This window comes from Jannaschia donghaensis (assembly GCF_001403795.1).
Lineage (GTDB): Bacteria > Pseudomonadota > Alphaproteobacteria > Rhodobacterales > Rhodobacteraceae > Jannaschia > Jannaschia donghaensis.
This window is the reverse complement of record NZ_CXSU01000005.1, coordinates 285,196-304,333: the sequence shown is the minus strand read 5'-3', so window position 1 is coordinate 304,333 and position 19,138 is coordinate 285,196. Positions and strand designations below refer to the sequence as shown.

The 19,138-nt window shown below is 63.2% G+C and carries 22 protein-coding genes; 13 read left to right on the top strand and 9 right to left on the bottom strand.

Going from position 1 to position 19,138, the window contains the following annotated elements:
- The first annotated feature begins 19 nt into the window (after positions 1-19).
- Genes JDO7802_RS02090 through JDO7802_RS02080 form a run of 3 tightly spaced genes read left to right on the top strand, consistent with a single transcriptional unit; the run spans position 20 to position 3,370 of the window.
- On the top strand, positions 20-718 hold the full coding sequence (locus tag JDO7802_RS02090) for a type 1 glutamine amidotransferase (RefSeq protein WP_055082123.1): 699 nt from the start codon (positions 20-22) through the stop codon (positions 716-718).
- Positions 711-2,066: a glutamine synthetase family protein gene (locus tag JDO7802_RS02085; protein ID WP_055082974.1), complete on the top strand. Its 1,356-nt coding sequence runs from the start codon at positions 711-713 to the stop codon at positions 2,064-2,066. The genes JDO7802_RS02090 and JDO7802_RS02085 overlap by 8 nt, the downstream gene beginning before the upstream one ends.
- On the top strand, positions 2,063-3,370 hold the full coding sequence (locus JDO7802_RS02080; RefSeq protein WP_055082121.1) for an NAD(P)/FAD-dependent oxidoreductase: 1,308 nt from the start codon (positions 2,063-2,065) through the stop codon (positions 3,368-3,370). The genes JDO7802_RS02085 and JDO7802_RS02080 overlap by 4 nt, the downstream gene beginning before the upstream one ends.
- On the opposite strand, the gene JDO7802_RS02075 is transcribed toward JDO7802_RS02080, so the two are convergent.
- Entirely contained in the window at positions 3,367-4,371 is a 1,005-nt protein-coding gene (locus JDO7802_RS02075; protein WP_055082119.1) for a ParA family protein, read from the bottom strand. The two genes, JDO7802_RS02080 and JDO7802_RS02075, sit on opposite strands and share 4 nt — an antisense overlap.
- 68 nt (positions 4,372-4,439) lie before the next feature.
- Positions 4,440-5,348 (bottom strand): FAD-dependent thymidylate synthase, encoded by a 909-nt coding sequence (gene thyX / locus JDO7802_RS02070; protein WP_055082117.1) that lies wholly within the window; start codon positions 5,346-5,348, stop codon positions 4,440-4,442.
- A 157-nt stretch (positions 5,349-5,505) separates the two neighbouring features.
- On the opposite strand from thyX, the gene JDO7802_RS02065 reads away from it, so the two are divergent.
- Both JDO7802_RS02065 and JDO7802_RS02060 read left to right on the top strand, forming a co-directional pair.
- On the top strand, positions 5,506-5,940 hold the full coding sequence (locus JDO7802_RS02065; protein WP_055082115.1) for a VOC family protein: 435 nt from the start codon (positions 5,506-5,508) through the stop codon (positions 5,938-5,940).
- 202 nt (positions 5,941-6,142) lie between these two features.
- Positions 6,143-6,622, top strand: coding sequence for a hypothetical protein (locus JDO7802_RS02060; protein WP_055082113.1), 480 nt, complete (start codon positions 6,143-6,145; stop codon positions 6,620-6,622).
- A gap of 21 nt (positions 6,623-6,643) precedes the next feature.
- Here the strand turns inward: JDO7802_RS02060 and JDO7802_RS02055 are convergent, their stop codons facing one another.
- Positions 6,644-7,000 carry an Mth938-like domain-containing protein gene (locus tag JDO7802_RS02055; RefSeq protein ID WP_055082111.1) on the bottom strand — a complete coding sequence of 119 codons (357 nt, stop codon included), beginning with the start codon at positions 6,998-7,000 and terminating at the stop codon, positions 6,644-6,646.
- Positions 7,001-7,149: 149 nt separating this feature from the next.
- Here JDO7802_RS02055 and JDO7802_RS02050 point away from each other — a divergent pair, with 149 nt between their 5' ends.
- Positions 7,150-7,338: a hypothetical protein gene (locus JDO7802_RS02050; RefSeq protein ID WP_055082109.1), complete on the top strand. Its 189-nt coding sequence runs from the start codon at positions 7,150-7,152 to the stop codon at positions 7,336-7,338.
- On the opposite strand, the gene JDO7802_RS02045 is transcribed toward JDO7802_RS02050, so the two are convergent.
- From JDO7802_RS02045 to yajC, 4 genes are read right to left on the bottom strand one after another with little or no spacing between them, the layout of a single operon-like run.
- Positions 7,333-8,076 (bottom strand): sulfite exporter TauE/SafE family protein, encoded by a 744-nt coding sequence (locus JDO7802_RS02045; protein WP_055082107.1) that lies wholly within the window; start codon positions 8,074-8,076, stop codon positions 7,333-7,335. The two genes, JDO7802_RS02050 and JDO7802_RS02045, sit on opposite strands and share 6 nt — an antisense overlap.
- A 6-nt stretch (positions 8,077-8,082) precedes the next feature.
- Positions 8,083-9,048 (bottom strand): protein translocase subunit SecF, encoded by a 966-nt coding sequence (gene secF, locus JDO7802_RS02040; protein ID WP_055082105.1) that lies wholly within the window; start codon positions 9,046-9,048, stop codon positions 8,083-8,085.
- A 1-nt stretch (position 9,049) separates the two neighbouring features.
- Positions 9,050-10,705, bottom strand: coding sequence for a protein translocase subunit SecD (gene secD, locus JDO7802_RS02035; protein ID WP_055082103.1), 1,656 nt, complete (start codon positions 10,703-10,705; stop codon positions 9,050-9,052).
- Between the two features lies 1 nt (position 10,706).
- Positions 10,707-11,027, bottom strand: coding sequence for a preprotein translocase subunit YajC (yajC, locus tag JDO7802_RS02030; RefSeq protein ID WP_055082101.1), 321 nt, complete (start codon positions 11,025-11,027; stop codon positions 10,707-10,709).
- 156 nt (positions 11,028-11,183) lie between these two features.
- Between yajC and serS the strand changes: the two genes are divergently transcribed.
- Positions 11,184-12,476, top strand: coding sequence for a serine--tRNA ligase (gene serS / locus JDO7802_RS02025; RefSeq protein ID WP_055082100.1), 1,293 nt, complete (start codon positions 11,184-11,186; stop codon positions 12,474-12,476).
- A gap of 3 nt (positions 12,477-12,479) precedes the next feature.
- On the opposite strand, the gene JDO7802_RS02020 is transcribed toward serS, so the two are convergent.
- Positions 12,480-13,172 (bottom strand): HAD family hydrolase, encoded by a 693-nt coding sequence (locus tag JDO7802_RS02020; RefSeq protein WP_144430480.1) that lies wholly within the window; start codon positions 13,170-13,172, stop codon positions 12,480-12,482.
- A 79-nt stretch (positions 13,173-13,251) separates the two neighbouring features.
- Here JDO7802_RS02020 and clpS point away from each other — a divergent pair, with 79 nt between their 5' ends.
- From clpS to JDO7802_RS01990, 6 genes are all read left to right on the top strand, one after another.
- On the top strand, positions 13,252-13,596 hold the full coding sequence (gene clpS / locus JDO7802_RS02015; RefSeq protein ID WP_055082096.1) for an ATP-dependent Clp protease adapter ClpS: 345 nt from the start codon (positions 13,252-13,254) through the stop codon (positions 13,594-13,596).
- 13 nt (positions 13,597-13,609) lie between these two features.
- Positions 13,610-14,590 carry a class I SAM-dependent methyltransferase gene (locus JDO7802_RS02010; RefSeq protein WP_055082094.1) on the top strand — a complete coding sequence of 327 codons (981 nt, stop codon included), beginning with the start codon at positions 13,610-13,612 and terminating at the stop codon, positions 14,588-14,590.
- Positions 14,587-15,399: an SDR family NAD(P)-dependent oxidoreductase gene (locus JDO7802_RS02005; protein WP_055082092.1), complete on the top strand. Its 813-nt coding sequence runs from the start codon at positions 14,587-14,589 to the stop codon at positions 15,397-15,399. The genes JDO7802_RS02010 and JDO7802_RS02005 overlap by 4 nt, the downstream gene beginning before the upstream one ends.
- Positions 15,400-16,052: 653 nt before the next feature.
- Positions 16,053-17,675, top strand: coding sequence for a peptide chain release factor 3 (locus JDO7802_RS02000; RefSeq protein ID WP_055082090.1), 1,623 nt, complete (start codon positions 16,053-16,055; stop codon positions 17,673-17,675).
- The gene (locus tag JDO7802_RS01995) at positions 17,672-18,037 is read left to right on the top strand and encodes a hypothetical protein (RefSeq protein WP_055082088.1); all 366 of its coding nucleotides are present in this window, start codon (positions 17,672-17,674) and stop codon (positions 18,035-18,037) included. Before JDO7802_RS02000 ends, JDO7802_RS01995 begins: the two co-directional genes overlap by 4 nt.
- Positions 18,034-18,648 carry a hypothetical protein gene (locus JDO7802_RS01990; RefSeq protein WP_055082086.1) on the top strand — a complete coding sequence of 205 codons (615 nt, stop codon included), beginning with the start codon at positions 18,034-18,036 and terminating at the stop codon, positions 18,646-18,648. The genes JDO7802_RS01995 and JDO7802_RS01990 overlap by 4 nt, the downstream gene beginning before the upstream one ends.
- Before the next feature lie 56 nt (positions 18,649-18,704).
- On the opposite strand, the gene JDO7802_RS01985 is transcribed toward JDO7802_RS01990, so the two are convergent.
- Positions 18,705-19,130 (bottom strand): OsmC family protein, encoded by a 426-nt coding sequence (locus tag JDO7802_RS01985; protein WP_055082084.1) that lies wholly within the window; start codon positions 19,128-19,130, stop codon positions 18,705-18,707.
- Positions 19,131-19,138: the final 8 nt, after the last annotated feature.

Genomic DNA, 19,138 nt, shown 5'->3' with positions numbered 1-19,138 from the left:
ACCACTCTGAGGCATCTTCATGAAAATCGGTATCTTGCAGGCCGGGCATACGCCCCCCGAACTGCGGCCCTCGCGCGGCGATTTCGACACCATGTTCGCCCAGCTTCTGGATGGATATGGGTTCGAATTCGAAGCCTACGACGTCGAAAACATGGTGTTCCCCGATGGCGTAGATGAATGCGACGGATGGCTGATCACCGGCTCCAAGCACGGCGCGTATGAAAAGCACGCCTTCATCGCGCCTTTGGAGCGGTTCATCCGCGATGCCTATGCCGCCGATGTTCCGATGGTCGGCGTCTGTTTTGGCCACCAGATCATCGCACAGGCCCTGGGCGGTTCCGTCGTCAAATTCGACGGCGGCTGGGCGATCGGCCGGCGCGACTACGTACTGCCCGGCGGGCAGACCGTTGCGCTCAACGCTTGGCATCAGGATCAGGTTGTCCAGCGGCCCGAAGGCGCGGCCTGCACCGGGTCCAACGCCTTTTGCGAAAACGCGATACTGACATACGGACGCCGCGCCTTCACCGTGCAGCCACACCCTGAATTCTCGACCGACCTGATCCGGGACTATGTCGCGTCGCGTCGCGGCACCGGGACCTATCCCGAAGATCTGATGGCACAGGCGGAAGCGGACGCCGCGACGCCCGTCGACAATGACCGGATTGCCGCAGCGATGGCGCGGTTCTTCCTGACGAGGTTCGCCGATGTCGATGCCTGACTGGATTGGCCACGCGCCTGATCACGCACGCGCTTATCTGGATGGGCGGCGTCTGGACGAAGTGGAATGCATCGTCGCCGACATGTCCGGCATCGCGCGGGGCAAGGCGATGCCGGCGGCCAAGTTCGCGCGGCAAAAGCATTTCTATCTGCCCAATTCGATCTTCCAGCAGACGATCACCGGGGACTGGGCCGACGACGGCGACACCGCCTTCCTGGAACCTGACATGGTGCTGACCCCCGATTTCAGCACCGCCTGTGCCGCGCCCTGGACGGCGGACTGGACGATGCAGGTCATCCACGACATGGCCGACCAGCAGGGTGAACCGGTCGCCACCGCCCCGCGCAACGTGCTCAAACGCGTTGTCGCCTTGTACGAGGCGCGCGGCTGGACGCCCGTGGTCGCGCCCGAGATGGAATTCTATCTGGTGGCGCGCAACATCGACCCGACTCAACCGGTCCTGCCGCCCATGGGTCGTTCGGGCCGCCGGGCCGCCGCGCGACAGGCGTATTCCATGTCCGCCGTCGACGAATACGGGCCGGTGATCGACGACATCTATGATTTCGCCGAAGCCATGGGCCTGGAGATCGACGGAATCCTGCAGGAGGGCGGATCGGGCCAGGTCGAAATGAACCTGGGCCACGGCGACCCAGTGAAACTGGCCGATGAGATCTTCTATTTCAAACGCCTCATCCGCGAATCCGCGCTGCGCCACGATTGCTATGCCACCTTCATGGCCAAACCCATCCAGGATGAACCGGGCAGTGCGATGCACATGCACCATTCGGTTATCGATCAGGCGACGGGGCGCAATCTCTTCGATGCGGACGACGGCACCGAAAGCCCGGAATTCCTGCATTTCATCGGCGGAATGCAACGCCACCTGCCATCGGTCATCGCCTTGCTGGCCCCTTACGTGAACAGCTACCGCCGCTACGTCCGCGATTTCGCGGCCCCCATCAACCTGGAATGGGGGCGCGACAACCGGACCACCGGCCTGCGGGTTCCCGTCTCCGATCCGGGGGCCAAGCGGGTCGAGAACCGGATCGCGGGAATGGACTGCAACCCCTACCTCGGGATCGCGGCGTCGCTGGCCTGCGGATACCTAGGGCTGGTGAACCGGATCGACCCCGCCCCGCAATTCGCCGGCGACGCCTACGATTCCGCCGACGGCATTCCCCGCGACCTGTCCACCGCGCTCGACCTGTTCGAAGCCGCGACCGAAATTCGCGCCATCCTCCACCCCCATTTCTGCTCGGTCTACACATCGGTCAAACGGATGGAGAACGGCGCCTTCCTGCAGGTCATCTCCCCGTGGGAGCGCGAGCATCTTCTGCTGAACGTATGAGTTGGCTGCACGCCAACGGCGACCGCGGCGTGTGGCCCGCGACGCTTTATGCCGATCGAACCGCCCTGCCCGATCCGTTTCCGGCGCTGCGCAATCGGCGCAGCTGCGATCTGGTGGTGATCGGGGCGGGGCTGACGGGCCTGTCGGCGGCGCTGCGGGCCGCGCGCGCCGGTCTGTCGGTGATCGTGGTCGAGGCACAGCGCGTGGGCTGGGGCGCGTCGGGGCGCAACGGCGGACAATTGGGCAGCGGCTTTAACTGGTCGCAGCGCAAGCTGGAGGTGAAGCTGGGCGCGCCCACGGCCCGCGCGCTCTGGGACTTGGCGGAGGAGGCGAAGGCCGACGCGCGCAGCTTCATGGACGGCGCATCCTACGGCCCCGGCGTCATCTCGGCCTGCCTGAAGCCCTCCGACGTTCGCAGCGCGATTGCGGAAAACGACTGGATGTCGCGCCACTACGGCACACAGGGCGAGGTGCTGGACGCGACCGCCATGGCGCAGATCACCGGGTCGCGCGCCTATGCCGGCGGCGTGCTGGACCCGACGGCGGGGCGCTGCGATCCGCTGGCCTATACGCTCAACCTGATGCGCGCCTGCCTGGCCGAAGGGGTCGAAATCTTCGAGCGATCCGAAGTGCACCGCCTGACCGGAACCACCGTCGCCACGGCCCACGGCGCGGTCACGGCGCGCGCAGTGGTGCAGGCGACGAACGGGTATTCGCCGTGGCTGACCGACCGCACGGCGGCGCGCGTTCTGCCCATCAACAACTACATCGCCGTGACCGCGCCGCTGGCCGATCCGCCCTTCCGATCCGGCCGGGGCCAACCGGCGGTCGCCGATTCACGTTTCGTGGTGAATTACTTCTGGCAGACGGACGACGGCCGGCTGATCTTTGGCGGCGGCGAAAGTTACGGCAAGCGGTTCCCTGCGGACATCCGCGCAAAGGTCCGCGCCAACCTCGCCCGCGTCTATCCCGCGCTTGCGCAGGTCGAGCTGACCCACGCCTGGGGCGGCACGCTGGCAGTGACGGCGACGCGCCTGCCCTACGTCGCCGAGGTCGCGCCGGGGGTGTTTTCCGCCGGGGGATACTCGGGCCACGGGCTGGCGCTAGCCGGGCTGTTCGGGAAGCTCTGTGCGGAGGCGGTGCTGGGGGAGCGGTCGCGGTTCGACCTGTTGCGCGCGCTGCCCGTGCCGGGGCTGCCGGGGGGGCGGGTGTTTGGTGCGTGGTTGGCGCAGGCGGGGATGGTGTTTGGGGCGGTGCGGGATCGGATGTTGGGTGCGCGCTTGCACGCACCCTACGATACCTAGTCCGTGTCGTCTAAGACGGTCTCAATCGTACGGACGATATCGTCGAAAAGACCTAGAGATTCCCTTGCTTTGGTTTGGTGCGCGCCCCGAAGCCCATCTGCTCCAGTACAGTCAAAGATTGGTTTTCGCGCTTCCTGTGAATAAGGAATAAGACTATGCAGATTAGGAATTTGACCCAGACGATATGAACCGTCATCCCAGCGGATCACGCGATCTTCACCGATCTTGTCAACGATATTGGATTGCACTGCTGCCTCAATCCGCCCTCCGTATATGCCCCAGCCAGCTGTCATCCCTTGCTCAGAACGTGACCGCATGTTGTGCATCTGCATAACGTAGCCAAGATAAATCGGGGCCCCGGAAGGAAGACTTACACCCTCGCCGGTCCAGTTTTGGCGGATCTGCTCCCATTGAGACTGCCATGCGGACAGCTTGCTTCCAAGGTTTTCCGTCCCCTGAATGGAAAAGAGGTCAGGGGCCAGAGGCGTGATGAAATAGTCGCTGATTGCAAGTGCGGAGCGGTTTAGAGCTCCCAGATTGGGACCGAGGTCAATGAACACAACGTCTGCAGCAGTTTCTTCTATGGCTTCCTCAATGAACCGGTTGAGCGCTGTCTGAGTTCTAACGGACGCCTCTGCTCCGCCTCGTGCCGCATTCCATGAGTCACCTAGGAAATCCTCAAAATCACTTAGTCGAAGGTCACCGGGCACCAATGACACGAAGCCACCTTCGTATGCCAGATCAATCGGCGCGCGGTAATCGTAGTCTCCGATACCGCGGATAATGGGCTCAACAACTTTGAAGATGGAGTTACCGCGACCCCCCCATGCGGCCGTGAGTTGCTCGTCAGAAAGGCAATAGCTCGTTAAATTCCCTTGAGTATCGAGGTCGACAAGAAGAACCCTCAAACCCCGACGAGCCAAAATATGCGCGACATGGAAAACGTAAGTCGTTTTCCCTACCCCGCCCTTGTTATTAAAAATGCTGATGATACCGGCCATTCGTCAATCTCCTGCTGGACAGGATATCGAATGGCGCAAAAATTATTCTTTTTCAAACGTTAAGAAGCTTATTGACCAACTACCCCCATGAACTCCCGCCATTCCCCCTTGCTCATCCCCGAGGTCTCCTGCGTGACCTCCTCGCCCTTGAGCATCCGGCGCAGGCACTCGACGCCCTTGCCCGACAGCTGCGCGCCGCCCAGCCGGTAGTCCTCGAAGGCCCCATACGACAGCGGCACCCAGTCCTTAACGATTTCGCAAATCTTGTCGGCGTAAACACGAATCTCCATCTGCGCGTGGGCGTCGGCGCGCAGGCGGAGAAAGTGAAACAGGTTGTGGAGGTCAACTTTCCAGTACCATTGCGTATAGATGTTCGCGGGCAGGTTCATGCGCGCCAACTCCCGCGCCAGCCCCTGTTGCCCGTCTTGCGAGATCATCGCCTCGTAGTGGTCGTACGACCGCGTGGCGTCGTCGCGCAGCCAGTCCAGCACGCGCGCCGCCTCCTCCCCGGTCAGCGCCTCGCCCCGGCCCTGGTTGTTGACGACGCTCTGGGCGGCAAGGTCTTCAGCCGAGGGGATATAGAATTCCCGGTCCAGGATCGAATAGCGGGCAGAGTATTCGTTCACGTTGGCTGTCCGGTGCCTGATCCACTGGCGCGCGACGAACACGGGCAATTTCACATGCAGCTTGACCTCGCACATCTCGAACGGGGTCGAGTGCCAGTGCCGCATCAGATAGCGGATCAACCCCTCGTCGTTCGACACCGCCTTGGTCCCACGCCCATAGCTGACGCGCGCGGCCTGGGTGATGGCGGAATCGTCGCCCATATAGTCGATGACGCGCACGAAGCCGTGGTCCAGCACGGGGTAGGCGGTATAAAGGTGCTCCTCCATCCCCGGAACGGTGGCGCGGCGGGTCGTATGCGACTGCGCGCGCTGGTCGTCGATTTCGGCCTGCTGGTCGGGGGAAATGGGCATGTCGGGTCCTTGAGATTCGGCAGTCGCACCAAGGTGCCGCGCCACGCCGCGCACCGCAACGGACAGGTCACGCGAAAGCGTCGGAGTGTGGCCCCGCGGGGTTGTGACGCGGGGCCCGCGGATTACCTTGCGCGGTGCACATATGAAGGAGAAGCCGATGCCGATTACCTATCTGCACACTATGGTCCGCGTGAAGGATCTGGAAAAATCGATGGCGTTTTATCAGATGCTGGGCTTGGTCGAGCGGCGGCGATCCGAGAATGAAGGCGGGCGTTTTACACTGGTCTTCATGTGCCCGCCCGATCAGGCGGACGGCCACGCGGACGTCGAATTGACCTATAACTGGGATGGCGACGACGCCCTGCCCGACGACAGCCGGCATTTCGGCCACCTCGCCTATACGGTCGATGACATCTACGCCATGTGCCAGACGCTGATGGACAACGGCGTAACGATCAACCGCCCCCCACGGGACGGCCACATGGCCTTCGTGCGCAGCCCGGACAACATCTCGATCGAACTGCTGCAAGCGGGCGAGAAAAAGGCACCGCAGGAACCCTGGGCGTCGATGGAGAACACCGGACACTGGTAAGACCAGCGCCCTGTTAACCACTGTAAACAAGAGGCCTCGCCCCGTGCGGGGCCTCTTCGCGACGTAGGGTCACTAAATCTGGCAATGGTCCTAAAACTGTCGGCGAATGCCCAGATCACGCCCCGAAATCAAGCATCCCCCATCATGTTCGCGCCCGAATCCGGCGTCAGAACCGTCAGCAACCAGTACAAGGATGTTTACGATGTTTTGCCTGCCAGCCAAATTCCCGACCATTCGCTCCTTCACCCAATCCGAGTCGGGCGTCGTCGCCGTCGATTTCGTTGTCCTCACCGGCGCGGCCACTGGCGTGGCGATGGCCACGATGGCCGCCTTTTCGGCCGAGTTGGGGTTTGTGTCCGGCGAGGTCGCCTCCCAGTCTCAGCACCGCGAAAGCCGCCCATCGTACGCCTATCGCGCCCATGACGAGGAAACGTATCAACGCTACACCTCGGTGGTCTCTTCGCTATCGAACAATGATCTCGCCGTCCTGTCCGCATGGGGCAATGCGACGCGAGCGCAAAGCGACGCGTTGGCCGGCTCGAACGCCCAAGAGTTCTTCGAAGACTTCGACCAGGCGATCACCTCGGCCTATGCCAACCGCGAGCAATCACGTGACGATGAGGTCACCGAATACGACGAATATGATCTGGAACGTGTCTCCCGGATGCTGGGTTTCTCCTGAACTCCAATACCTACCCAGCCATCATTCGATCGGAAGAACGGCCGCCGCGACCCGACGGCCTTCACCGATGAGCACGTTGTAGGTCCGGCAGGCCGCTGGCGTGTTCATGACTTCCAGCCCCAGACCCGCCCCCTCGACCGCGGCCCGCAGATCGGCGGGGACATGGGCGATCTCGTTTCCGGTACCGACGAAAATCACATCGATCACCCCTGACAGTAGCAGCAGCGGCGCGACATCGGCATAGCCGCCCCAGACACCTTGCCCGCCGGGATGCAGGATCAGCGCGCCTTCGAAGACATCGCCTGCGATTCGAAAAAATCCTGGCCCGTAACCCTCAAACGGGCGGACCCCCTCGAATTCCATCTCGGTCAGGTTCATTGATTGGCCCCTTGTCGCATCGGGAATATCGCCCGAACGACCGGTTTGTAGCGTGCTTCGCGACAGTGTCACGGCCATTTGGCCAGATTTGTGCCGCAATTCCGCATTAATTTTGCCTTAAATCAAAATGGTTTTGTGGAGTTTCCAACATGTCCCTGCGTTCTTTTATCGTTTCAGAATCCGGCGCCGTCACGGTCGATTGGGTCGTCCTGACGGCTGCCCTCGTGGGGCTCGCACTGGCGGTTACATCCGTCGTGTCGGGTGGGATCGAAGACCTCGCTAAGGACATCAGCCGTGTTCTTTCGAACATCGAAATCAAGACCGCCTTTGACTCATAGGGGCAGGGCAAGCAAGGCGGCACCGACGATCAGAATATAGGCGACCGCGCGATAAGCGCGGTCGTTCCGGCCTGACCCCGCGAATATCCTTGCCCCAGCCCAATTGGCCAGCAGGTGGATTGGAAGCAACGCCGCCCCGATCATCAGCGGTTGCAGGGTCAGACGGTCTGTCAGGAACAACACCGTTCCGAAGATGCCGTCCCACGCGACGAGGAACATCATCAGATTGGCCCGGATCACCACCGCCGGCAGCGGGGCCGACATATAGGTCAGGATCACCGGCGGCCCGGCCAGACCGGAAAGCCCGCCCAGAAATCCCGACGTGCCACCGGCGACCATGGTCACCACCGGCGTCATCTGCCCCGACCAACGCCAGCCGGAAACCATCAAGCCCACCGTCAGCAGGCACAGCACGGCGACGAGCCACCGAAACCCATCGACCGGCAATCGATCCAGAAGCCAGAGGCCGGGTAGAAGCGTCACCGCGGCGGTCCCCGCAAGCAGCGCCACCTGACGCGGCTGTCCATCGCGCAGGGCCTTGGGAATCGCCGGCAGCGGACCGATCAGGTCCATCACGGTCAACGTGACCAGAACCCACAGCGGCGGCAAACTGAGCGAGGCGAGGGGCACGTAGATCAGCGCGGTTCCGAACCCGGCAAAACCCCGCACCAGTCCTGCGATCACGGCAACAAGGGCGAGCCACGTCAGATCGCCGCCGCTTACCCCCAGGTCCGGCACGGCCGGTCAGGCGTCGATGTTCGCGAATTGCGTCCCGGCGTCCGACGGCTTTTTGGGGTCGCGGTCGACGCCCAGCATCAGAACGACGTTCTTGGCGACATAGACCGAGGAATACGTTCCGACGATCACACCCCAGAGGATCGCGAAGACGAAGCCCCGGATCACGTCGCCCCCCAGCACGATCAGCGCGATGAGCGCCAGCAACGTCGTGCCCGACGTCATCAACGTCCGCGACAGTGTCTCGTTGACGGACATATTCATCACGTCGATCAGCGGCGTCTTCTTGAACTTGATCAGATTTTCACGCAGCCGGTCGAAGATGACGACGGTGTCATTGATAGAATAGCCGATGATCGTCAGCAGGGCCGCGATGGTCGCCAGATCGAACCGGATCTGCAGCAGGGAAAAAACTCCGATCGTCAGGATCACATCGTGGAACAAGGCGGCGACCGCCCCGACCGAAAACTGCCATTCGAATCGCAACCAGATGTAGAACAGGATCGCCACGAGTGACACTCCGACGGCCAGCAGCGCCGTGGTGATCAACTCCCCGGAGACCTTGGGCCCGACGGATTCGACCGACGGAAAAGTGATCTCCGGGTCGATCGACCGAAGCGCACCTTCGACGGCCGTGATGGTATCTGTCGTCACCGCCTCGGCCCCGTCCTGCGCCTGGATACGGACGAGTGCCACGTTCTGATCGTCGCGGAACGTGGGGTCGGACACCTCCGTGATGACCACATCGCCCAGTCCCAGCGGCGTCAGCGCGTCGCGGTAGGCTCCGACATCGATCGTCTGCGCGGATTCCGTCCGGATGGTCGTACCGCCGAGAAAGTCAATGCCGAAGTTCAGACCCACCGACAGCCAGATGATGACCGACGCGATCATCGCGACGATGGACGCCCCGAAGGTGAACTTGCGGTACTTCATGAAATCCCAGTTGGTGTTTTGGGGCACGAGTCTCAGGCGCATGTCAGACCTCGATCTTCTTGGGGCGGCGGCGTTCGAACCAGAACACGATCAAAAGACGCGTCACGAAGATCGCGGTGAAGACCGATGTCAGGATCCCAATGCCAAGCGTCACGGCGAACCCGCGGACCGGGCCGGACCCCAGCGTGAACAGGATCGTGGCAACGATGAAGGTGGTGATGTTGGCGTCCACGATGGCAGACAGCGCCTTTTCGTAGCCCAGCGCGATGGCGCGGGCTGGTCCGCGCGCGGTCTTCAACTCTTCCCGGATACGCTCGAATACCAGGACGTTGGCGTCCACTGCCATGCCGATGGTCAGGACGATGCCCGCGATCCCCGGCAAGGTCAGCGTGCCGCCGATCACGGACAGAACCCCGAACAGAAGCGCCACGTTGATGCCGAGCGCGACGGTCGCGAAGGCACCGAACAATCCATAGCTGAGGATCATGAAGACGACGACGGCGGACATCGCAACCAAAGATGCGGTCTTGCCTGCATCGATGCTGTCTTGGCCCAATTCCGGGCCGACCGTGCGTTCCTCCAGGAATTCCATGCCGGCGGGCAAGGCGCCGGCGCGCAGCAGGATCGCCTGGCGGTTCGCCTCCTCGACCGAGAAGTTGCCGGTGATCTGGCCCGAGCCGCCTGGGATCGCCTCGTTGATGCGCGGGGCGGTTACGACCTCATTGTCGAGCACGACGGCAAAAAGCGCGCCGACGTTTTCGGCCGTATAGACCCCGAAAGCCCGCGCGCCGGCGGGGTTGAAGCGGAACGTGACGGCGGGCTGCCCCGACTGGTCGAAGGCGGGCTGGCTGTCGGTCAGGTCGTCGCCGGTGACGACGGGCACACGTTCAAGAACGTAGAACACGCCCGCATCGTCCAGCGACGGGGCAAGCAGTTCATCGCTGAGCACCCGTTCGTTCGCATCCGTCGTCTGCCGAATGACGTGGTGGAACGTCAGCTTGGCGGTGGTGCCGATCAGATCTTTCAACTCCTGCGCCGAACCGATGCCCGGAACCTGGATCAGGATGCGGTCGTTGCCCTGTCGCTGGATCGTCGGCTCTCGCGTTCCGGCCTCGTCCACGCGGCGGCGAATGATTTCAAGCGATTGCGCCATCGTGCGATCGTCGGTCGCGGCGCGTTCCGCATCGGACAGGCGCAGGGTGATGATGTCGCCCGCACTGGACACCTCGATATCGTTCTGGCCAACGCCGGAAAGTGACACGATCGGCTGGGCCAAAGTGCGCACGGCATCGACAGCGGCCTGATCCAGTGTACCGTTGACAATGCGGACCCGAAGCTCGTCTGCAGGCCCATCGACTTCTCTTACGCGATAACCAGCAGCAACAAGAACGGTACGGACCTCCGGCCAATAGCTGTCCATCCGCGAGGCATAGACATCCTCCAACTGCACCTCGGCCAGAAGATGCGCCCCGCCCCGCAGATCGAGGCCCAGGTTCACGACTGATGACGGCAGAAACTCTGGCCATGCATCGAGGTCGGCTTGCAGGTCATCGGTGACGACCGCGCCGCGTTCGACCGCGGTGATCGCGTCGTTGTGCCGCTCCGCCGAAGTATAGAAGACGTTCGGCAAGGCCATCGCCAGACCGGCCAGGCAAACGAGAAGGATCGTCAGCCGTTTCCAGAGCGCGATTTCGAGCATGTCAGGCGGCCGGATCGGTCTTCGACAAAACCTGTGTGATCGTCGCGCGGACGACACGCACCTTCACGCCTTCGGCGATTTCGACCTCGACCTCGGCCTCGTCCTTGATCTTGGTGACCTTGCCGATGACGCCGCCCTGCGTGACCACCTGATCCCCGCGCCGCAATCCGGCAACCAGAGCCTTGTGCTCCTTCATCTTCTTCTGCTGTGGACGGATGAGCAGGAAGTACATGATCGCGAAAATCGCGATGAGGGGAATGAAGCTTCCGAAGGTGCCGGCGGCACCACCGGCTGCCTGCGCATAGGCGGGGGTTGCGAACATGGTGGATCCCTGTGCTGTCTCGGGGCGGTGACGCGCCCGTCTTGAAGTCGCGGCAACCTATGCGGGCCATCTGGGGGGCGCAAGCGCGCGGCGCAACCTCTGGCACGGACGGCAGGCCTGTGGCATGTGGCAGTCAGGACACCACCCGAGGGCGCCATGCACGACATCCGACAGATCCGCGAAAACCCCGAAGCCTTCGACGCGGGGCTGGCCCGCCGGGGACTGAAGCCGATGTCGGCCTCGCTTGTGGCACTGGACGAGACGCGGCGCGCGGCGATCACCGGGGCCGAAGCAGCCTTGGCCGACCGCAACGCCGCGTCCAAGCAGGTCGGCGCGGCCAAGGCCGGCGGGAACGAGGCGGAGTTCGAGCGCTTGCGCGCATTGGTCGCCGCCAAGAAGGAAGAGATCGCCCGCCTGGAGGACGAAAGCCGGACCGCCGACGCCGCCCTGCGCGCCGCCCTGCTCGAAATCCCGAACCTGCCCGACGCGGATGTCCCGGACGGCGCATCCGAAGACGACAATGTCGAAGTGAACCGCTGGGGCACGCCCCGCACCCTCGAATTCGCGCCCATCGAACATTACGACATCGCCGGCGTCAAACCCGGCATGGATTTCGAGACGGCGGCCAAGCTGTCGGGGGCGCGGTTCGTCGTGCTGCGTGGCGCGGTCGCGCGTATCCACCGGGCGCTGGCGCAATTCATGCTCGACATCCACACCGAAGAGAACGGTCTGGTGGAGCATATGACCCCTGTTCTGGTCCGCGATGACGCGATGCTGGGCACCGACAAACTGCCGAAGTTCGGCGACGACAGCTTTCTGACGCGCGAGGGGTTCTGGTTGATTCCAACCAGCGAGGTCACGTTGACCTATTCCGTGGCGGGCGACGTGTTGGAGGAGGCGGCCCTGCCCCGCCGGATGGTCGCGCATACGCTGTGCTTCCGGTCCGAAGCCGGATCAGCGGGCCGCGACACCGCAGGGATGCTGCGCCAGCACCAATTCGAGAAGGTAGAGATGGTCTCCGTCACGCACCCCGACCACAGCCGGGCGGAGCTGGACCGGATGACGAAATGTGCCGAAGGTATTCTGGAAGCCCTGGAACTGCCGTATCGCACGATCGTCCTGTGCACTGGCGATATGGGGTTCGGCGCGCGGCGCACCCATGACATCGAAGTCTGGCTGCCGGGTCAGGACACCTACCGCGAAATCTCCAGCTGTTCGACGACGGGCGATTTCCAGGCCCGCCGCATGAATGCGCGGTTCAAGCCCGCCGCGGGGGGCAAACCGGCGTTCGTGCATACCCTCAACGGGTCGGGTCTGGCCGTCGGCCGCTGCCTGATTGCGGTACTGGAAAACGGGCAGCAGGCAGACGGATCGGTCAGTCTGCCGAAGGCGCTGCACCCTTATCTGCGCGGCAAGACGACGCTGGGCGCGGACGGCACGCTGATCTGACCGTCAAAGCGTTGCCAGAAGCGGCGGCAGATCGGCAAGGGTCACGATGCGGCGGTACCGGGGATGGTCCGCAGGCTCCTTCGCGCGCTCCAGCTCCCACTCATGTTCGGATGGACAGAACACGCCCCAGGCCCCGGCATCGATTGCCGGAACAACATCCGATTTCATCGAATTGCCCACCATCAGCGACCGATGCGCGCCTTCGCCGTGCACATCGAAAGCTTGGGCATATGTGGAAGGCGTCTTGTCGGACACGATCTCGATGCCATCGAACATTTCCCCCAGACCGGACTCGGCAAGCTTGCGTTCCTGATCCAGCAGATCGCCCTTGGTGATGAGGACGAGAGTGAAGTCGGCGGCCAACGTCTCGACGCAATCCGCCACCCCCGGCATCAGATCGACCGGATGGCGGAGCATCTCGCGCCCGTCGGCCAGGATTTCCGCGATGACGGTGGCGGGGACACGACCTTCGGTAACCTCGATCGCGGTCTCGATCATGGACAGCGTGAAACCCTTTATTCCGAACCCGTAATGGCCAAGATTTCGACGCTCCGCCGCCAGAAGCCGGTCCATCAAGTGATCGGGATCGGCATGATCGGCCAACAGCGCGGCGAACCGGGCCTGCGTCCCCTTGAAGAAGACCTCATTGTGCCAAAGCGTGTCGTCGGCATCGAATCCGATTGTCGTGATCGTCACCGGCCTGCCCCTTTTCCTTTGCACAGGGCTGACTATATTGTGCCGCCAGACCCGTCACCCCCCTGACACGGATTCCCATATGCGCCCCCTGCCGATCTCGATGAGCGATACGCCCGACGATGGCGATGGCGACACCGCCGTCGTCACCAAGACGCGCCCGAAGACCGCCAAGCCGCCGCTCTACAAGGTACTGCTCCTCAACGATGATTACACTCCGATGGAATTCGTGGTGATCGTGTTGGAGAAATTCTTCGGCATCAATCACGGTCAGGCGGTCGAGATCATGCTGACGGTCCACAAGAAAGGCCTGGCCATCGTCGGCGTGTTCAGCCACGAGATCGCGGAAACCAAGGTGACGCAAGTCATGGACTTCGCGCGCCGGCACCAGCATCCGCTGCAGTGCACGATGGAGAAAGAGGACTAGGTCCTCGCCTCCCATGAACGACCGCCTGTCCTTGGCCCTTGCCGCCGATGCCGTCACCCTGCCCGAGGGTCGGATCCTGCTTTTGCGTCCACCCGCTGACCTGGATGTGGGCGATCTGCCCGGTCAGATCACCGCCGTGCATGGGTTCAAACCAGATCATGACCGTCTTGCCGCGCGCGATATCGACGTCGCCCCCCGGCTGGAGGGACGGTTCGACGCCGCCGTTGTGTTCATCGCCCGCGCCAAAGCGCAGACCCTTGATATGATCGCGCAGGCCATAACGGCTGTCCCGCCGGGCGCACCCATTATCGTCGATGGACAGAAGGTCGATGGCGCGGATTCGATCGTCAGGCTTTGCCGCAAGGCGTTCGATATCGGCGATGTCTTCGCCAAGGCGCATGGCAAGACGTTCTCCTTTCCCGCCGGTCCCATCCCCGATGGATGGGCGGCCGAACCGCAGCAGGTCGATGGTTTCGTCACCGGGGTCGGTGTATTCTCGGCCGATGGCGTGGATGCCGGATCGGCCCTTCTGGCGTCACATCTGACGGGACTTTCGGGCCGTGTCTGCGACTTGGGCGCGGGATGGGGACACCTGTCGCGTGTGGTGTTGCAGAACGAAGGCGTGACTGCCTGCGCCCTGATCGAGGCGGAGCATGACGCGATGACCTGCGCCCGCCTGAACGTCGTCGACCCCCGCGCCGCATTTCACTGGGCGGATGCGACAACGTGGACGGGCGGACCGTTCGACGTGGTCGTATCCAACCCGCCGTTCCACACCGCACGCCGGGCCGATCCGTCGCTGGGGCGCGCTTTCATCACGGCTGCCGCGCGCCTGTTGACGCCCGGTGGACGGCTGCTGATGGTGGCGAACCGGCATCTTCCGTATGAAGAGACATTGAATGCGACTTTCGGGGCCGTGGCCGTTTTGACCGACAAAGACGGCTTCAAGGTGATCGAAGCGAAGAAACCCAAGCGCCAGCGGGGCCGCACATGAGCAATTCGATCGAAGGCAAGACGGCGATCGTCACGGGGGCGGCCAATGGCGTCGGTCTGGCCATCGCCCGGCACTTCGTCGAACAGGGGGCAAATGTGATGTTTGCCGATCGAGATGAAGAACGGCTGCACATCGAAGTCGGCGACGCACAGACGGAAGACGGGGCCAAGCTGCGGTATTTCGCGGGTGATCTGCGCGAACGGCTGACGATCGCGAACCTTCTGTCGGCGACGATCGACGCCTACGACAGGGTCGATATTCTGGTGAATGCATCCCGTCAGATCATGGTGACCGATCCGCTGGACCCCGAGGATACCAGCGTGGCCAAGTTGCTGGACCAGAACCTGATGACGGCCCTGCGGCTCAGCCAGGCGGTCGCCAAGCGGATGATCGCACAGGCCGCGGAAGACGCGCGTCCCGACGATATGGTCGGTACGATCGTCAACATCAGCTCTATCGCGGGGCGGCGCACGCAGCCGGAATTGCTGGCCTACTCCATCAGCGCCGCAGCCTTGGATCAGGCAACGCGATGTCTTGCCGTTTCGCTCGCGCAGGAGCGTATTCGGGTAAACGGTGTCGGTGTCGGCTCGATCATGTCCGCCAATCTTCAAACCCGGCTGGGCGAACAGGAGGGCCTACGCAAAGCCATCGTCGACGCCACCCCGATGGGCCGGATCGCGGCCCCGTCGGAGCTTGCGGAAACGGTGCAATTTCTTGCCTCCGACGCATCTGGCTTCATGACCGGGCAGATCCTGACGGTGGACGGGGGCCGTACCTTGATCGACCCGGTCGTCGACACCGCCCATTGATATCGCCCGGTCTGGTGGAAACCGGCCCGGATAGCAGTGCCCACCACTGTGATCTGATCGGTCTCGCCGAACGGGCATCAATGACCGGGAGGAAGATCCTGCGGGCCCTCGATCATAATGCCGCACAGCATCCGCAATCTATTGTGTGTAGCGATCGGAGAGACAAGCCGGACAAGCGCCATTCGCGGGTAAATGCGTTCAGATCCGCTCTCCCTAATTGTTTTGAGTAGCTGCCTTCACTCTTCACTATTTTGATCCCGACCAAAGTCGTTCAGTGGCCTAAGAGACGGGCGGCAAACGGATCGAAGCCGCTAAAAGGCCGGCTAGCCGAACCGCGTTTCGGCATCGCTGCGGCACCTTCGTCCAGTCGGGTCGACGGGACGGGCGCGGATTGCTTACCCGCCATTGCGGCACGGCGCGGTGTGTCCCACGAAAGGTGGATCAGGTCGATTTCGGACGAACAACGTCAGCCCCCAGACAAGGCTACGCGCAAGGAAGATGATAACGCCTTCGATCAGGCCCGCCGTGCTTCGGTATGCCTGCATATGCATCCTCCCTGTCTTCCGGCTTAATCCTAGGATCCGAAGCTAACCAATTCGTTAACGCACCCTGCGCGATTGCGGCGGCCCGACCACACGCCTATATCCCCGGCCATGTCAGACGCCCCCCAGACGAACCGCCCCGCCCTGCCGCCCGAAATCGGGCGCCGCCGGACCTTCGCGATCATCAGCCACCCGGACGCGGGCAAAACCACCCTGACCGAGAAATTCCTGCTCTATGGCGGGGCGATCCAAATGGCCGGTCAGGTGCGTGCCAAGGGCGAGGCGCGGCGCACGCGGTCGGACTTCATGAAAATGGAGCAGGATCGCGGCATTTCCGTTTCCGCCTCGGCCATGTCGTTCGACTTCCACACGACGACGCGCGATTTCCGCTTCAACCTGGTGGACACGCCGGGCCACAGCGACTTCTCCGAAGACACCTATCGCACGCTGACGGCCGTGGACGCCGCGGTGATGGTCATCGACGGTGCGAAGGGCGTTGAAAGTCAGACACAGAAGCTGTTCGAGGTCTGTCGGATGCGCGACCTTCCGATCCTGACGTTCTGCAACAAGATGGACCGCGAAAGCCGCGACACCTTCGAGATCATCGACGAAATTCAGGAGAATCTGGCCATCGACGTGACGCCCGCGTCTTGGCCCATCGGCGTAGGCCGTGATTTCATCGGCTGTTACGACCTGCTCCATGATCGCCTGGAATTGATGGATCGAGCCGATCGCAACAAGGTGGCCGAAAGCGTCAAGATCGAGGGGCTGGACGATCCGCAACTGGCCGAGCGCGTGCCCGCCGACCTGTTGGCGAAGCTGCGCGAGGACGTCGAGATGGTGCGCGAATTGATGCCCGCCTTCGACCGCGACGCGTTTTTGGAAGGCTCGCTCACCCCGATCTGGTTCGGATCTGCGATCAACAGCTTCGGGGTGCAGGAACTGATGGCGGGCATCGCGGAATACGGCCCCGAACCGCAACCGCAGATGGCCCAGCCCCGGCAGGTGTCCGCAGACGAAAAGGCCGTGACCGGCTTCGTCTTCAAGGTCCAGGCCAACATGGACCCCAAGCACCGCGACCGCGTGGCCTTCGTGCGGCTTGCGTCGGGACATTTCGAACGGGGCATGAAGATGACCCACGTGCGTACCAAAAAGCCGATGGCCATCTCCAACCCCGTCCTGTTCCTGGCCGCCGACCGCGAATTGGCCGAGGAGGCTTGGGCCGGTGACATTATCGGCATTCCGAACCACGGGCAATTACGCATCGGCGACGCCCTGACCGAAGGCGAGGCGTTGCGCTTCACCGGCATCCCCAGCTTCGCGCCCGAACTGTTGCAGGGCGTGCGCGCGGGCGATCCGATGAAGGCCAAGCATCTGGAAAAGGCGCTGATGCAATTCGCCGAAGAAGGCGCGGCCAAGGTCTTCAAACCGGCCATCGGGTCCGGGTTCATCGTCGGCGTCGTCGGCGCGTTGCAGTTCGAGGTTCTGGCCAGCCGGATCGAGCTGGAGTACGGCCTGCCCGTCCGGTTCGACAATTCGCAGTTCCAGTCGGCCCGCTGGCTCTCCGGTCCGCGCGATGCTGTGGACGACGTCATCAAGAAGAACACCCAGCACATCGCCCACGACAACGACGGTGACCCGGTGTTCCTCACGCGCCTGCAATGGGACATCGACCGGATCGAACGCGACCACCCGGACGTGACGTTGAGTGCGACGAAGGAGATGATGGTTTGATTCCCCGCGCCCGCGTGGCCGAAGCCCTTGGCCTGCCCGAAACAACCGACGCGCTGCCGCCCGGCGATCTGCCGCTCGACCGCTTTGCCGCCCGCCTGATCGGCTATCTGTCGACGCCGGACGCGGATGCGGAAACGCCGGACGCCTGGACCGGGGCCGTCATGGACCGGCTGATCGCCGAGGACCCCGAACTCGCGCTCGACGCGCTATGCGAAGGGGCTCGGCTGGATGGGGCCAGCGTCCTGTCGGACGCGCTGGCGGACCTTGGTGAACGCGATGCGGCCACACAGCGCATGATCGAAAAACGGGCCGGATCGGACCCCCATCTGACGGCCCTGATCGCCGCAACCGAAGACGAGTGACCCATCCAAACCGCGTGCAACCGGACGGGGCCTTCCTTGCCACGCCCGCGCGTGGAACGCTGACCGGCAATCGGGGCGTATTGCACGACGGGCAGACGATCGGGCCCGCCCGGTGGAAACATCGCGCCTGGGTCAGTTGCGAGTTGGCATTTCGCGGACGGCATCGCGCGATCATGCCGCCGCGCCAGTGGACCGCCTTGTTCTTTCTGGATGAAGCGGTGGCGATGGCCGCCGGGCATCGGCCTTGCGGTCAGTGTCGTCACGCCGACTATCGCGCATTCGTCACGGCTTGGGATCGGGCGTTCGGCCCATGGCCCGGGTCGCAGGCCGCCGACGCGACGATCCATGCCGCCCGCGCCCATCCCGGCGCGCAAAATCTGAAACACGGCACTGCCTACGTCGGCGATCTGCCAGATGGAGCCATGTTTCGGACGGGATCCGATATTTATCTTAAATGGCACGGGACGGCCCTGCCCTACGGGCCCAAGGGGTATGGCGATCCGACCCTTTTGCCGGACGGGCAAATCACGGCGCTGACCAATCCGGTCTTTCGGGATATCCTTGCAGCGGGCTATCGTCCGCGGCTGCATTCATCGGCCGCCCGCCCTTAGCCGAAACAAGGGGGCCGGGCGCAATCCACACCCGGCCCCATCTCATCCGGAGTCGGTCAGACCACCGTCGCGTCCATAGTGATCTCCGCCGTCAGCAGCTTCGAAATCGGGCAATTCGCCTTTGCCGTTTCCGCCGCCTTCATCACTGCGGAACCGTCCGCACCGGGGACCGAGATGCGGACGTCCAGATGCGACTTCGTGACGGCATATCCACCGTCGACCTGGTCCAGCGTAACGGTCGCCTTGGTGTCGATCGCACCGGCGGTCAGACCGTCCTCGCCCAGCACCATCGACAACGCCATCGAGAAACAGGCGGCATGGGCGGCGGCGATCATCTCTTCGGGGTTGGTGCCCGGCGCATCCTCGAACCGCGTATTGAAGCCGTAGGGTTGGTCGGTGAGGGCACCCGATTGCATCGAGACCCGCCCCTTGCCGTCCTTGAGCCCGCCTTCCCAGTGGGCCGTTCCATGATTTTTGGGCATCGCTGTAG

Coding starts and splice junctions, on each gene's coding strand:
- JDO7802_RS02090 (WP_055082123.1), top strand. CDS start 20: ATGAAAATCGGTATCTTGCAGGCCGGGCATACGCCCCCCGAACTGCGG.
- JDO7802_RS02085 (WP_055082974.1), top strand. CDS start 711: ATGCCTGACTGGATTGGCCACGCGCCTGATCACGCACGCGCTTATCTG.
- JDO7802_RS02080 (WP_055082121.1), top strand. CDS start 2,063: ATGAGTTGGCTGCACGCCAACGGCGACCGCGGCGTGTGGCCCGCGACG.
- JDO7802_RS02075 (WP_055082119.1), bottom strand. CDS start 4,371: ATGGCCGGTATCATCAGCATTTTTAATAACAAGGGCGGGGTAGGGAAA.
- thyX (WP_055082117.1), bottom strand. CDS start 5,348: ATGCCCATTTCCCCCGACCAGCAGGCCGAAATCGACGACCAGCGCGCG.
- JDO7802_RS02065 (WP_055082115.1), top strand. CDS start 5,506: ATGCCGATTACCTATCTGCACACTATGGTCCGCGTGAAGGATCTGGAA.
- JDO7802_RS02060 (WP_055082113.1), top strand. CDS start 6,143: ATGTTTTGCCTGCCAGCCAAATTCCCGACCATTCGCTCCTTCACCCAA.
- JDO7802_RS02055 (WP_055082111.1), bottom strand. CDS start 7,000: ATGAACCTGACCGAGATGGAATTCGAGGGGGTCCGCCCGTTTGAGGGT.
- JDO7802_RS02050 (WP_055082109.1), top strand. CDS start 7,150: ATGTCCCTGCGTTCTTTTATCGTTTCAGAATCCGGCGCCGTCACGGTC.
- secF (WP_055082105.1), bottom strand. CDS start 9,048: ATGCGCCTGAGACTCGTGCCCCAAAACACCAACTGGGATTTCATGAAG.
- secD (WP_055082103.1), bottom strand. CDS start 10,705: ATGCTCGAAATCGCGCTCTGGAAACGGCTGACGATCCTTCTCGTTTGC.
- yajC (WP_055082101.1), bottom strand. CDS start 11,027: ATGTTCGCAACCCCCGCCTATGCGCAGGCAGCCGGTGGTGCCGCCGGC.
- serS (WP_055082100.1), top strand. CDS start 11,184: ATGCACGACATCCGACAGATCCGCGAAAACCCCGAAGCCTTCGACGCG.
- clpS (WP_055082096.1), top strand. CDS start 13,252: ATGCGCCCCCTGCCGATCTCGATGAGCGATACGCCCGACGATGGCGAT.
- JDO7802_RS02010 (WP_055082094.1), top strand. CDS start 13,610: ATGAACGACCGCCTGTCCTTGGCCCTTGCCGCCGATGCCGTCACCCTG.
- JDO7802_RS02005 (WP_055082092.1), top strand. CDS start 14,587: ATGAGCAATTCGATCGAAGGCAAGACGGCGATCGTCACGGGGGCGGCC.
- JDO7802_RS02000 (WP_055082090.1), top strand. CDS start 16,053: ATGTCAGACGCCCCCCAGACGAACCGCCCCGCCCTGCCGCCCGAAATC.
- JDO7802_RS01985 (WP_055082084.1), bottom strand. CDS start 19,130: ATGCCCAAAAATCATGGAACGGCCCACTGGGAAGGCGGGCTCAAGGAC.